Annotated in this window: 15 protein-coding genes and 1 rRNA gene; 6 read left to right on the forward strand and 10 right to left on the reverse strand. The window is 39.5% G+C overall.

From position 1 onward, the window contains the following. From ACJAZP_RS13795 to rpoE, 5 genes are all read right to left on the reverse strand, one after another. A 16S ribosomal RNA gene (locus ACJAZP_RS13795) occupies positions 1-90 on the reverse strand; the annotation flags it as partial. Positions 91-549: 459 nt separating this feature from the next. Beyond that, on the reverse strand, positions 550-999 hold the full coding sequence (locus ACJAZP_RS13800) for a SoxR reducing system RseC family protein (RefSeq protein WP_415231321.1): 450 nt from the start codon (positions 997-999) through the stop codon (positions 550-552). Positions 1,000-1,002: 3 nt separating this feature from the next. After that, the gene (locus ACJAZP_RS13805; protein WP_415231322.1) at positions 1,003-2,010 is read right to left on the reverse strand and encodes a MucB/RseB C-terminal domain-containing protein; all 1,008 of its coding nucleotides are present in this window, start codon (positions 2,008-2,010) and stop codon (positions 1,003-1,005) included. A gap of 158 nt (positions 2,011-2,168) precedes the next feature. After that, positions 2,169-2,714, reverse strand: a complete 546-nt coding sequence (locus ACJAZP_RS13810; protein ID WP_415231323.1) for a sigma-E factor negative regulatory protein — start codon at positions 2,712-2,714, stop codon at positions 2,169-2,171. Between the two features lie 12 nt (positions 2,715-2,726). Continuing rightward, positions 2,727-3,305, reverse strand: a complete 579-nt coding sequence (gene rpoE / locus ACJAZP_RS13815) for an RNA polymerase sigma factor RpoE (protein ID WP_415231324.1) — start codon at positions 3,303-3,305, stop codon at positions 2,727-2,729. Positions 3,306-3,535: 230 nt separating this feature from the next. Between rpoE and nadB the strand changes: the two genes are divergently transcribed. Then, positions 3,536-5,167: an L-aspartate oxidase gene (gene nadB / locus ACJAZP_RS13820; protein ID WP_415231325.1), complete on the forward strand. Its 1,632-nt coding sequence runs from the start codon at positions 3,536-3,538 to the stop codon at positions 5,165-5,167. 271 nt (positions 5,168-5,438) lie between these two features. On the opposite strand, the gene ACJAZP_RS13825 is transcribed toward nadB, so the two are convergent. Then, complete coding sequence (locus ACJAZP_RS13825; RefSeq protein WP_415231326.1) at positions 5,439-5,891, reverse strand: protein YgfX; 453 nt, start codon at positions 5,889-5,891, stop codon at positions 5,439-5,441. Beyond that, positions 5,863-6,114, reverse strand: a complete 252-nt coding sequence (locus ACJAZP_RS13830; RefSeq protein WP_415231327.1) for a succinate dehydrogenase assembly factor 2 — start codon at positions 6,112-6,114, stop codon at positions 5,863-5,865. Before ACJAZP_RS13830 ends, ACJAZP_RS13825 begins: the two co-directional genes overlap by 29 nt. Positions 6,115-6,293: 179 nt before the next feature. Here ACJAZP_RS13830 and ygfZ point away from each other — a divergent pair, with 179 nt between their 5' ends. From ygfZ to metJ, 3 genes are all read left to right on the forward strand, one after another. Beyond that, a complete protein-coding gene (gene ygfZ, locus ACJAZP_RS13835; RefSeq protein WP_415231328.1) occupies positions 6,294-7,271 on the forward strand; it encodes a tRNA-modifying protein YgfZ in 978 nt (325 codons plus the stop codon). 195 nt (positions 7,272-7,466) lie between these two features. Continuing rightward, entirely contained in the window at positions 7,467-10,253 is a 2,787-nt protein-coding gene (locus ACJAZP_RS13840) for a class I adenylate cyclase (RefSeq protein ID WP_415231329.1), read from the forward strand. 83 nt (positions 10,254-10,336) lie between these two features. Then, complete coding sequence (gene metJ / locus ACJAZP_RS13845) at positions 10,337-10,627, forward strand: met regulon transcriptional regulator MetJ (RefSeq protein WP_415231330.1); 291 nt, start codon at positions 10,337-10,339, stop codon at positions 10,625-10,627. Positions 10,628-10,671: 44 nt separating this feature from the next. Here metJ and slmA read toward each other — a convergent pair whose 3' ends face one another. From slmA to coaBC, 3 genes are read right to left on the reverse strand one after another with little or no spacing between them, the layout of a single operon-like run. Beyond that, a complete protein-coding gene (gene slmA / locus ACJAZP_RS13850; RefSeq protein WP_415231331.1) occupies positions 10,672-11,274 on the reverse strand; it encodes a nucleoid occlusion factor SlmA in 603 nt (200 codons plus the stop codon). A gap of 34 nt (positions 11,275-11,308) precedes the next feature. Next, positions 11,309-11,764 (reverse strand): dUTP diphosphatase, encoded by a 456-nt coding sequence (dut, locus tag ACJAZP_RS13855; protein ID WP_415231332.1) that lies wholly within the window; start codon positions 11,762-11,764, stop codon positions 11,309-11,311. Further along, positions 11,764-12,999, reverse strand: coding sequence for a bifunctional phosphopantothenoylcysteine decarboxylase/phosphopantothenate--cysteine ligase CoaBC (gene coaBC, locus ACJAZP_RS13860; protein WP_415231333.1), 1,236 nt, complete (start codon positions 12,997-12,999; stop codon positions 11,764-11,766). The genes dut and coaBC overlap by 1 nt, the downstream gene beginning before the upstream one ends. A 177-nt stretch (positions 13,000-13,176) precedes the next feature. Here coaBC and radC point away from each other — a divergent pair, with 177 nt between their 5' ends. Both radC and rpmB read left to right on the forward strand, forming a co-directional pair. Further along, the gene (radC, locus tag ACJAZP_RS13865) at positions 13,177-13,854 is read left to right on the forward strand and encodes a RadC family protein (protein WP_415231334.1); all 678 of its coding nucleotides are present in this window, start codon (positions 13,177-13,179) and stop codon (positions 13,852-13,854) included. A 134-nt stretch (positions 13,855-13,988) separates the two neighbouring features. Next, on the forward strand, positions 13,989-14,225 hold the full coding sequence (rpmB, locus tag ACJAZP_RS13870) for a 50S ribosomal protein L28 (protein WP_415231335.1): 237 nt from the start codon (positions 13,989-13,991) through the stop codon (positions 14,223-14,225). The last annotated feature ends 3 nt before the right edge of the window (positions 14,226-14,228 follow it).

Here is a 14,228-nt window from a genome sequence, read left to right on the forward strand (position 1 = left end):
ATAGCAAGCTATTTCCTGTTACCGTTCGACTTGCATGTGTTAAGCCTGCCGCCAGCGTTCAATCTGAGCCATGATCAAACTCTTCAATTTAAAGTTTAATTTGCAGCTTGCGCTGCGACTCAATATTACTGACTAAAACTAAAGAACCTAAGTTCTTTTGTTATTCTGAATTAATGAATTAATTCGTGTGTCACTATATTGATGTTGCCTTTACAAGAAAGGACTTTGATTTTTTTGAAATCACATCAACAATAAGTGTCCACACAGATTGTTTGATTAAATTGTTAAAGAGCGTGCCTTTCGGCAAGGTGCGTATACTACGCCACCTGCAAACGATGTCAATGATTAATTCTTGTTTTCAATCAACGTTTAACGTTATTAAAAACTTAATCTCTTTCGTTCTGAGTAACTGGTTTGACTTGCGTCTTTACCGTTTCCGTGGATGCGCATTATAGAGATTTAGATGACGCTGGCAAGCGTTTATTGGCAATTATTTGAATAAAATGAATGAACGATTAATTAAACAACAAAGTGCTGTTTAGTTAGCCGTTATTGTATTGTTTTGCTGCTGATTAGCTGATTGATAGATTTTTGAGGGTACAATTTTTTACTAACGAAGTGAGTTATCACAAAACCAATCGCCGCCCAGCTGATTGCTATTAATATAATGAAGGCTTCATTGGTTATGTAAAACTGTTTGGCTATTAATGCACTGCAGATAAAAAAGAGAAGGGGTACAAGGTAGACTAACATGGCACTTTTTATTAAATCTTTATTATTTATACGCAGTTCAACAAAGTTATTCACCTTCATTTCTTCTGTATAAGGAATACTAAATTGGAGTGCTTTGTCTGAAAATGTTTTTGATACAACACCCACACCACAGTTATCATTATTTTGACACGACGAACATGCCGATTTTGAAATGTATTCAATATGAGCGAGAGTTTTACCCTTATTTTTTTCTATTGCTATTATTTTCCCTTTCTCAGCTACCATCTTTTATTCCACCATAGAAATTGATTCGATTAAACGCTTGGCAGTGGCAACAGGTATTTCGCCGATCACATTGATCTCAAAATTATCTTTTTGATCTGTGTATAAAACCGTTGCGCCGCGTTGAATTATATTTTGCTGTTGCTCTGACGTTGTTTTTTTAGTTGATATATATATCGAAACAGAAACAATGCCATCGTTTAACATTATGTAGGAAACCGGTTCATTTTCATACATTACTAATTTATGCTGATCATCCTTAACAACTTTAAAACCAGCAGGCAACCAATCGACCTTCCATAAAGACGCTTGAAGATTAGAGCTTTGGGTTAAATGAAATAATTCAGGCAATTTTTGATTACTCAAGCTTTCTAGCCATGGATTCAGTTGTTCGCTAACTTTTAATGAAACAACCATTATCTGGTCAAGAATAATATTTTCATTATTAATTGTATCTAAGCGCAAAGGCAAATGAGTATCAAGATCGATCCAGACTATATAACTATAACGATATTGATCTTTACTTATCATACGTATCGCCATTGCTGTTTTACCCGCAATGCGACCTTTTCCTAAAATAATGTACTCGTATGACACTAACCCCTGGTCATAATCAAAATTAGCAATATTTGCAAAAACACTTTGGTTGCGAGTCGATTGTAACGTATAGGGTTGTGAGCCCTGTTCAAAATAACTTATTTTCTGCAGGTATTGTAAAGACTCACGCATTGCGCCGTTTAAATAACGAAAATAAACAATCTCTTCTTGATTAATCACGCCATGGAGTAACTGTTTGGGTTCAACTGTATTTTTTAGGTTATTTAAATATAATATTTCATAATTTAAATTTTTATAGGATTTTTGCATCAGCTGCAGGTATTCAATAGCAGTTAGCTCATCCTTTTTTTCTGTTTGATCGTTGCTCGCCTCTGTGGCTTGAACAGAAAATGCGGCACTCGCCATTAATATCAACACACAGGTAATTAACGTTTTAAAATATAAGAGCAGTTTCATTACTTACCTTAAGGTTGTGTTTGCAGCTGTATTTTTTAATTTAAATATTTATACGCCGTTTACATAAGCAGCAGTTAGACTATCTTTTTTATGCTTTGATAGTGCTCACCTCTGTGGCCTGCACAGAGGTGAGCTTTTAATCTTAAATTAACAATTACTTAAGGTTGCGTTTGCAACTGTAATTGATGGTCATTTAATAATGCGTCTAATCGTGCATTATGTTCTTTAACGTCCTGTTGTGATTGTTTTTTAGTTGCCTGCAAGCTGACCGGGTTTGCACCGCCCATGGGCACAGTCTTTAACACTTCAAGTCCTGCACCGTTGTTTTCAAAGGTTGGTTCAGAAGTAACAAGGCTTGCTAACACCACCACACCGGCAACGGACGCGGCGATCGCATATTGTCCAAAACGTTTAAAAAAAGAGATGACGTTATTTTCACTTGCTTGTGCCACTGTTTCATTAATTGCACCAAGCTCCACAACTGGCGCTGTATCAGGTTGTTTTTTTATTTCAGCCATGACTTGTTGGCTAATATCAAAATTAACGAATTGATCGGTAACATCACCACGCATCACCTCACCAATTAAATTATAACGGCAAAATTGATCCTGTTTATCTTTATTGATCAGCAGTTCATCAATTAACTTCTGCTCAATAAATTCATTATCAACAATCGCTGACAGTTGTTCATTCACATCTTTCATTTTGCTTCCCAATTAATCTTCTAAAAGAGGTTTCAGATGCTTATCTATCATTTCACGAGCTCTAAAAATCCGAGAGCGAACTGTACCGATAGGGCAATCTTCGATAATTGCTATTTGTTCATAACTCATTCCCTCGAGCTCTCTAAACGTAATAGCAGCCTTTAGTTCCGGGGGTAATTGTTCAATAGTTGTTAAAATCACTTTTTTTACTTCCTGAGATCTTAATATCGCCTCAGGATTATCAACTTCTTTTAACGCATCACTACCTTCAAAATTATCAGCTTCCATTGCATCAATATCTGATGCGGGCGGTCGACGGCTTTGACTTGTTAAGTAATTTTTTGCTGTATTAACCGTAATTCTATATAACCAGGTATAAAACGCACTGTCTCCACGAAAAGAGGCCAGAGAATTATACACTTTGATAAATACCTCTTGGGCTACATCTGCAATATCCCCAGTATTGCGCACATAGCGCGTTAAAATATTGGCAACTCGGGTTTGGTATTTTCTAACTAACAATGTAAAAGCAACTTGATCCCCGTTTTGAATACGCCGAACCAGTTGTAAATCTAAATCTCGCTCACTCATTAGGGCTTCTCTACCTATGATAATGTTGGTGAGCCCTATTAGCACCCACACTTATGACTTTGAATAAAAAAGAAAGTTCCGAAAAAAATGAAAATAATTGACTTTTTGGACTGACTTTATATTTAATATACCTAAAGTAGTTGAAAAGTATAGGTTCTCATTTTAAAGTGGTTAATGTGAAAATGAAATAGATACTGACAAATGACCTTAATAACAGAGCATATAACGCTATGACAGAAAGTAAATCAATAACTGAACAGCAACATACTTGTGACGTCCTCATTATTGGCGCTGGCGCTGCCGGGCTTTCATTAGCGCTAAAGCTCGCTCCTCACGCTAAAATCACAGTATTGAGTAAAGGCAAGCTTTCCGAAGGTTCAACCTTATATGCCCAGGGGGGCGTTGCGGCTGTTTTTTCCGATGATGACAGTGTTGAAGCGCATGTCCAAGATACATTAATTGCAGGCGCAGGTTTATGTGATGAAGATGCTGTACGCTTTACGGTCAGTAATGCCAAAGAGAGCATTCAATGGTTAATTGATACCGGCGTTGGTTTTGATACTGAAATTGATAGAGATGGTCAGGCACAATACCACCTCACGCGGGAAGGCGGACACTCGCATCGCCGTATTCTGCACGCGGCCGATGCGACGGGTAAAGAAATTGAAACAACGTTACTCGGCGCGGTCAAAAAGCATAAAAATATCAACCTGCTGGAAGGCTATAATGCGGTTGATTTAATCACCAGCCGAAAATTAAATCTTCCGGCAAACCGCATTTTAGGCGCTTATGTCTGGAACCGTAAAGCCGAGCGAGTTGAAATCATCAAGTCAAATTTTGTCACACTGGCAACGGGCGGCGCCAGTAAAGTTTACCAATATACCAGTAATCCCGATGTCTCCAGCGGTGATGGTATTGCCTTAGCCTGGCGCAGTGGTTGCCGTATTGCCAACATGGAATTTAATCAGTTCCACCCGACCTGTCTATTCCACGCTGACGCTAAAAACTTTTTGTTAACTGAAGCACTCCGCGGAGAAGGGGCTCATCTGCTGCGCCCGGACGGTAGTCGCTTTATGTTTGATTTTGATGAGCGTGCCGAGCTGGCTCCGCGTGACATTGTTGCGCGGGCAATCGATTATGAGATGAAGCGCTTAGGGGCAGATTGTATGTATTTAGACATCAGCCATAAATCCAAAGAATTCATCGTTAAACACTTTCCCACTATTTATCAGCGCTGCTTGTCACTCGGCATCGATATGGCCGAGCAACCTATCCCTATTGTACCCGCAGCGCATTATAGCTGTGGTGGTGTGATGATCGATCATCATGGGCAAACAGATATAGATGGATTATATGCGATTGGAGAAGTCTCTTATACTGGCCTGCATGGCGCAAATCGCTTAGCCTCGAATTCGTTATTAGAGTGCATTGTTTATGCGCATGCCTGCGCCAAAGATATAATTAACCGTCTTCCTTTTTATAATGAGCGTAAATTTGCAAAAATTCCTGACTGGGATGAGAGCCAGGTAGATGATTCAGATGAAGCGGTCGTCATTCAGCATAACTGGCATGAGCTGCGCTTATTTATGTGGGATTATGTTGGTATTGTGCGCACCGATAAACGTTTACAACGGGCGCTGCACCGAGTGCAGTTACTGCAACGAGAAATCGATGAATATTACAGTAACTGTAAAGTAAGCAACAACCTTCTGGAGCTCAGAAATTTAGTGCAAGTTGCTGAAATAATGGTAAAAAGTGCAATGAAAAGAAAAGAGAGCCGAGGTTTACACTACAATCTTGATTACCCTGAACAACTGGACAACCCGAAACCCACCATTCTTAGCCCTGACAAAAACAGCTAGTCATCACCAGAGTCTGTTGATCTTTTGTGTGCATTTTTGCAGCAATTTGTGCGTGCTTAATACAAGGCAGAGCCTGCGCGGTGTGGTTATTCTACACAAGCAGGCGATAACGCAGTAGGAAGTGCGCACAAATGTTGCCCTTTGGGTTGATCTAAAAGCGTCCTGCGCTGCGTTATTCGTCGTTTACAGAGAATAACTATGTGAACGATACATGCCTTGCCCAGAATACTTTTAGACTGAACAAAATTTGTACTTGAATGATCAACAGATCCTACTGCCCGGTTTTAATCAATCGGGCTAATAACCGGTACTCATCTTCTTTAACTGCATCTTTGTAAATGACAATAAATCTTTTAGCAGGTTTTTTGTGGATGATTAAGTTTGATAAGTCAGTGGGTCTGCTTTGCAAATGCACAAATAAGCAAAAACCATTATAAAAAGAAGATGAGCTAATTTCCCCGCGGAGCAACTGCTTATTGGCAAATACAACGTCAATCTTTCCCGTATCACTCAATTTTAGTTGGTAAGTCTGAGCATAGGCTTTTTTCCCCCCATAGGCCGCAATCAGCACTAAAAATACAGACAATATAATGCTTAACCAGGTTAATTCAACGACTAGCAGTAATAATAGAATAAGGGAAGAGTACAAGGTAAAAACAAAAACACCTCCGTAAAGAGAGGTGCTGACAACAATGTTATACTTTAACGCGCTTGAGTATGACATCGATGATCTTCGCCTGTTCGGCATCGGGACAGATTTTATGACCCATGAACCAGGCAAACAAGTCCGGATCTTCGTTAGTCAATAAACGTTCAAAAGTCAGCTTATCCAGATCAGATAAGTAATCATAAGCGTCTTTAACAAAAGGGATAAATAACACATCGAGCTCTAACATACCTCGGCGACATGCCCATAATAAACGAGATTTATTGACGGCTTCAGCCATTTCTTTGCTTTCCTATTTAAAATAAAGTGCATAGATACCTGAACTACTTGATGATACAGATTCAAGTAATTTGGGTATACATCATAACAATAATAAATTATTCACAGCAACTGCTGACAAATTATGTTGTGAGCTATACCATGGTAAAATATCATAACCGTATAAAGATGAGGCCTAAAATGTTTAAACTCAGTCAACTCAATAATATCAGCCAGCTGCCCGACTTGGTCTTATGTCCCCTGAATAGCTGGGATTTGATTAGCGTAACAGGTGAAGATCGTATTACCTTTCTACAGGGCCAACTCACATGTGATTTGACGAATTTAAAACCAGGCCAACAAACACTGGCAGCTCAGTGTAACCCGCAGGGAAAAGTTTGGAGTATTTTTCGAGTTATTATTTTAAATGATAGAATTTTACTGACTCAGCCGAAATCAGTAACGGCAAAACAACTGCCTGAATTACAGAAATATGCAACCTTTTCAAAAGTTACCATTAACATAGAAACTGAATACCAATTATTGGGTTTGGCCGGCTGTAAATCTGCAGCTTATATTGCCAAAAATTTCGATATATCAGCCACTCGTGAAGAGAGTCATCTGCTGGGCGATGATCAGGGTGTTATCATCAAACAACCCTACCCATCATTACGTTATTTAATGATTGTAAAAAACCAGCAGGCAATGCATTTAACTGAAGATCTCAAAGATCAGGCGGATATTTATGATGATAGTTTGTGGAACGCGATGAATATTGCTTCAGGTGTCGCTTTTATAGAGCAGGAAACATCCGGATTGTTTATTCCGCAAATGCTTAATCTGCAGGCACTTAATGGTATCAGTTTCACTAAAGGTTGTTATATTGGCCAAGAAACCGTTGCCCGGGCAAAATACCGAGGCGCAAACAAACGGGCGCTTTTTATTCTCACCGGCCGCGCCACAGAGGCACCCAAAGCAGGACAAAATGTACAAGTTTTATTAAACAACAACTGGAAGCGTGTTGGTACTATCTTATCCGGGTGCCAATACGGTGATGGACATATCGAAGTGTTAGCCATTTTACCAAAAGACAGTGACTCACAGAGTGTTTATCAGATACAAGAGATAGAAGGTTCAACCCTTTATTATGCTCCTTTACCTTATGAACTAGACGATTAAAAACAAAAGTTCAGCAAATGCATAATAAGCAAGAAAACTGTTTTTTTATTAACGGTTGTGCGGTTACTCATAAAGTCTTTTCTCGCAATGGAATTGGCTTTAATTTGTCATTACTTATGAAAACTTGACATTTACCGGTGTACTAAAAAATGCTAAGCTAATCACACTTTCATTTACTCCCAGGTTCATTTATTGATGAAATGGGCAGCAGGTTTTACGTTGAATCCAGAAATAAAAAGATTACGTGACAAAGCTGACGAGTTGACTCGCCTGCGGATACAATCGGCAGAATTATTGATGGATGCAGACACCCTGACTGTATTTCATACTTTCCCTCTTTTATTTCATTATAATCACCCTAGCCTTCCGGGCTATACCCAAGGTGATACCCCTGTTGGCATACATCAATTTAACGTTACAAAAAAACATAAAAAACAGCTGGCTGAATTATTTTCCTATCAAGCCGAGCCACAAAAAGACACCCAAGAAACTGACTTAAATACAAAACCATATGATTTATCCTCATATTTAAAAGAGCAAAAAAAGACTCACTCAGCAGACTTAAAAATACAACTCAAGAACTTATTATCACTTCAAGATGAGCCGCAAAAAAACACTCAAACAACGGGCTTAAATAGCAAAGCATATAACTTGCCTTTATATCTAAAAGAGCAAAAGACTCACTCAGAAGACTTAAAAATACAACTGAATAACTTATTATCATTTCAAGATGAACCACAAAAAAAAGCGCAGCCGGCGGATCTAATCGGTTTATATGCGATGGGCAGTACGGCCTCCATAGGTCAATCGTCCGAAAGTGATTTGGACATTTGGATTTGTTATCCTCACCAACTGGATCAGCAGCGGGTCAAACTATTAGAGAATAAAGCCTGGTTAATAACCCATTGGGCAGAAGGTTACGGGGTTGAACTGAACTTTTTTTTAATTCCTGATAATAAGTTTCGTATTGATAATACATCCGATATGACCATGGATGCATGTGGCAGTTCGCAGCATTTATTATTGCTTGATGAGTTTTATCGCACTGAACTGCATATCGCAGGAAAACGCATCCTATGGTGGCAGGTCCCCTTTGAACATGAAAAAAATTATAATCAGTATGTGCAAAACCTTTATGATAACGGTGACTTAAATCCCGATGACTGGTTAGATCTCGGCGGATTTGACCGTATTCCGGCTGAAGAATATTTTGGTGCAACACTTTGGCAACTCTATAAAGGCATCGATACGCCCTACAAAGCGGTCTTAAAAACCATTCTTATGGAAGCTTACTCTTGGGAATACCCCAACACTCAACTCATTGCAATGTGTTATAAAAAACGCTTTCAAGAACAACAGACTGACATTGAATATCTTGATCCCTATTGTCTCATGCTGGAAAGAGTAACCACGTATTTAAACAAGATTAACGACCTTCCACGCCTCGAGGTGGTGCGCGCTTGTTTTTATCTAAAAACCGAAGAGACCCTTTCAAAAATGTGTACTTTGGATCCACCTACCTGGCGACGCCAAGTTTTAACTAAATTTGTCAAGCAGTGGGGTTGGAATGAGAGTCAGATTGCAGATTTAGATAATCGCAAAAAATGGAAAGTGAGAGCGGTCACTAAAACCAAAGATATATTGCTTGATACTTTAATGGCAAGTTACAGTAAATTGCTCAGCTTCGCGCGTGATAATAATATTGAAGGTTCAATCAGCGCCGAAGATTTGGGTATATTATCGCGTAAACTTTATGCAGCACACGAAAGCCTACCGGGTAAAGTAGACCTAATTAACCCTAAAATATCACCGGATCTATCGGAGCCGAATCTCAGTTTTATTCAAGTTCCCGAAAATAGAAAAAATGCGGCTGGATGGTATCTGTATAACTGTCCTCTTGACAGCTTTGCCCTGATCAACACCCCGACATTAATGTATGCTAAATATATTGCCAAGTTAGTTGCATGGTGTCATATGAATGGATTGTATGAAGAGGAGACGCAATTATATATCTATAATCAAGGTTCTGACCTTGTGGATAAAAAACTAAACCAGTTTATTCAAGATCTTTATTCGGTTTTTCCTATTTATATCCCCAAAGCAAGCAATAATGCATTAAGCCGCCCTTGCGAGATCAAACACTTAACCATTTTTTTAAATCTTGAAAGAGATCCCACCCGTCACTGGGAAAGTACCCCCGAAAGTGAAGATGATCAACGGGGAGATGTTTTTTCTTACGGCGAAGAAAAAGAGTGTTTAATTGGCAGTATTGACCTTATTTACCGGAATTCTTGGAATGAGGTACGCACCTTACACTTTAATAATAATCAATCCGTTATTGATGCACTTCATACTATTTTAGGAAAAATGCACCAGGAGGCAGAACCTCCTGAACAGATAGATTTATTTTGTTACAGTTGCCAGTTTCAATCGCAAATAAGTCAGGCATTTATATCAAAACTAAATGAATACATACAGTTGCGTTTGGATTCTATCAGCCAGCGATCCGTACAAACGTTAAGGACAGGCGAAGAAAAGTTTGCTTTTTATTTTGAACAAACGGGCGTTTCAGTACAGCATCTAAAAAATCCCGTTGATATTTACAGCCATATTTCCAATAAAAAACTATCCAGCAGTGCCCTTAATTTAAAAAACACTTATTTTGATAAAACAGCATCCATTATTGGCTCACATATCAGTGAAGGTATCGTGCAGTTCTTTTTTGAGAATCACAGTAATGGGTTTAATGTTTATATTGCCAATGCGGATAATGAAATAGAAACACTGCATAATTTTACCGGCGGTAAAGATGATTTGGTGCAAAACGTAAATCGATTTTATGCTTCAAATAACAATGAAATGAATAAATCAGATGAAAGAATAAATTTCAACTTACCGCAGTTTTATGAAATTGAATTATCCAACAATAAAGAGCTTATTTTATCGTCATTTACCAGTACAGCCAAGGAAAGTGAACAATAGACATCCAGCCCTCTTTACGTATAGATTGCCATAATAAGCAACAAACGGTAAAATAACCTTTCTACTTTTATGGGGTAATAAAGATGTCTACAAAATGGAATGGTGAATATATCAGCCCTTATGCTGAACACGGTAAAAAAAGTGAGCAAGTAAAAAAGATAACTGTCTCTATCCCCACTAAAGTCCTTAAAATATTGACCGACGAACGCACCCGTCGTCAGGTCAATAATCTACGCCATGCAACCAACAGCGAATTATTATGTGAAGCCTTCTTACACGCTTATACCGGGCAGCCTCTGCCGGAAGATGGGGACCTTGATAAAAACCAGCCCACAGGTATTCCAGAAAGTGTTAAAAAGTTAATGAAAAAATAGAAAATAAAACTGCCTGTCATTCACTTTTTCTGCGCAGTTTATAATTAACTTTGTTGCAGCTGTCGGTATAAGAATGGCCATTGAATATTGAAATACTGGGTGGGTTTCTGTTTAAATTGACTGCGTACAAACTGGCTCATGCGTCCTTCAACAAAAGCCAATAATAAGTTCGCGATGATAGCCTCGTCAATACTCAGTTTACCGCCATCAAAAATGGCTTTTTCTCTCAGGATCAGTTTGAGTTGTGACTCTAACTTTGAAAAAACATGCTCAATGCGTGTTTGCAGGCGCTCATTTTCTCCTAACAAAGCATCCCCGGTTAAAATGCGCGTAAGACCGGGATTTTGCTCTGCAAAACCTAACAAAAAATATAAGATATGTTCAATACGTGCGAATGTTTGCTTTTGCTGTTCTTTAATTAAATTTATCTGGGTAAAGATGGTTGATTCAATATAATCAATTATCCCTTCAAACATTCGCGCTTTGCTTGGAAAATGGCGATATAATGCGGCTTCAGAAACGCCGACTTCAGCAGCTAATTTTGCGGTTGTAATACGCTGGCCGGGTTGCCCTTCAAGCATTTTAGCCAATGCGCGTAAAATATCGTCCTTGCGATTTACTTTCTTTTTGGTAATTTGTGTCAGCATAATTTACAACTTCCCTTGTCGTTTTAAACTAAAATCAATGTTTACCCGAGTGACCAAATCCACCCTCGCCACGCTCTGATCCCTTAAATTCAGTAACAATTTCAAAGGTTGCCTGTATTACGGGCAAAAAAACCAACTGCGCCAATCGCTCTCCCGGCTCAAGGCTGAAGCTTTCTGTACTTCTATTCCAACAAGAAACCATCAGCGGACCTTGATAATCAGAATCAATTAAACCCACTAAATTTCCCAACACAATACCATGCTTATGACCCAATCCTGAACGCGGTAAAATGGTTGCCGCCAGTTTAGGGTCACCAATATGGATGGCAATACCCGTTGGAATTAGCTTGGTTTCTCCAGGCTGAATAATTAATGCTTGATCAATACAAGCACGCAAATCCATACCAGCAGATCCCGCCGTGGCATGCTCAGGAAGCGGGAATTCTTTACCAATGCGGGGATCGAGAATTTTCAGCTCTATCTGTTTCATTATTTAAATCCTTTGTTTTTTAAAGCGTATTGTTGGCTTATTATTTTAAGTAGCTGCCCGGCAACCGCCTTTTTATCGGCAAGTGTTATATCAAATCTCTGTTCGCTGGAAAACACGCTTAACGCATTTTGTTCACTATTAAAACCTTGGCCACTTTTTGCAACATCATTGGCTGCAATTAAATCTACATTTTTACGTTTTAATTTATCTTTTGCATGAACTTCAAGATACTGCGTTTCTGCAGCAAAAGCCACGCAGAAAGGTCGATCTTGATGATTTGCGACATCGGCAATAATATCCGGATTTTTTACTAACTTAATCATTAAATCATCAGTGCCTGACTGTTTTTTCATTTTTTGCTCGGCAACCGTTTCCGCTCGATAATCCGCAACAGCCGCACAAGCGATGAAAATATCGCAGTGATTAAGGCAGGATAAACTGGCTTGGTGCATCTCTAACGCACTTTCAACATTCAATCGAGTCACCCCGTTTGGCGTACCTAAGTGCACCGGACCACTAATTAAAGTCACATTTGCCCCACTTTTTTGCGCCGCTTCGGCCAATGCAAACCCCATTTTACCGGAACTGTGGTTACTGATATAACGCACAGGATCTAATGCTTCCTGCGTCGGCCCTGCCGTAATGGTGATGTTAACACCCGTAAAATAGCGGTTTTTATCATTGAAACAATCTATAACGTGCTCGACCAGATCAGCCGCCTCAAGCAATCTACCGGGCCCTATATCGCCACAGGCTTGCATACCTTGTGCCGGTCCCCAAATCATTAGCCCGCGTTGCTTTAATACGCTGATATTGTCTTGCGTTGCCTGTGCTAAGTACATTTGCTGATTCATTGCCGGCGCAACCGCAATGGGAGAGGATGTCGCTAAACATAAAGTGGTTAATAACTCATCCGCCATGCCCGCACGTAATCGTGCGATTAAATTGGCGGTGGCGGGTGCAAGCAAAATAAGGTCCGCCCATTTGGCCAACTCGATATGTCCCATACCAGATTCTGCATTGGGATCTAATAAATTATCAGCTACAGCATGTCCGGAGACAGCCTGCATGGTGAGAGGCGTGATAAACGCCTTCGCCGAAGAGGTCATTACAATTCGGACATCTGCACCCTGATCCTTTAAACGGCGCGTTAATTCTGCGCATTTATAAGCAGCAATTCCGCCCGCAATACCCAGTAATATTTTTTTCCCGCTTAAAACATGATGTTCAGACATTGTGGAAGACTCAATATAACAAATAAGAAGAGCATAGAATAGCAAAGTAATGAAGCAAAATGTCAATAAATCTACTCAAATTAATCGCAATTTAATGGCTGCACTATACTTATCCAAAATCGGCTCAATAACAATTTATTTATCATCTTCATGTCCAATTATTGGAATTTACAGATCATGACAAAATTAAAAGAATGGCCTAATCAAGAAAGACCGAGAGAAAAATTGCTGCAAAAAGGCACCGCTGCCCTTTCGGATGCGGAGCTGCTGGCTATCTTTTTACGAACGGGCTGCAAAGGCATAGACGTAGTCACTCTCGCCAAGCAATTACTCACTGAATTCGGCTCCTTACATGCTTTATTTGCGGCATCAGAATCGGATTTCTGTGCAAAAAAAGGGTTAGGACAGGCAAAATATGTGCAATTGCAGGCGGTCCTTGAAATGTCCAGCCGTTATTTACAAGAGCCCTTAAATACCGGACAACTGTTAACCAGCGCCACACAAACCAAAGCCTTTTTAATCGCTAAAATGCACAATTTACCCTATGAGGTGTTTGCGGCAATATTATTAGATACGCAGCATCGTATTATTCGCTTTCATGAGTTTTTCTTCGGTTCAATCGACTGCGCAACAGTGCATCCTAGAATCATCGCGCAAAAAGTTTTATCTGAAAATGCAGCGGCAATTATTCTGGTACATAACCACCCTTCAGGCGATCCGTCTGCAAGCGAAGCAGACAAAATAATCACTCGAAAAATAGTTTCTGCGCTGCAATTAATCGACGTCCGAGTTTTAGACCATTTGGTCGTTGGGCACAAAAAATGTACCTCATTTGCAGAAAATGGATGGATTTAACGCCTAAATTCGAAGTTTTGTTGATCTTCCATACGCAATCATGTATAAAATGCGCCCTCGACGCCTTTGGCGACGGCTAAAAAAGGTGTTCGACTATTTTGCTCGAGTAAAACTAATATTTGGAGAATCACGACATGTCTAGAGTATGTCAAGTTACAGGTAAGCGTCCAGCTTCAGGTAACAATGTATCACACGCAAAAAACCGCACACGACGTCGTTTTTTACCTAACCTGCAAACACACCGTTTCTGGGTAGAAAGTGAAAACCGTTTTGTAAAACTGCGCCTAACTACTAAAGGGATGCGTATCATCGATAAAAAAGGTATTGATTCAGTATTAACTGATCTTCGTGCCAATGGTGAAAAAGTTTAAGGA

It is taken from the genome of Psychromonas sp., from assembly GCF_047632955.1.
Lineage (GTDB): Bacteria > Pseudomonadota > Gammaproteobacteria > Enterobacterales > Psychromonadaceae > Psychromonas.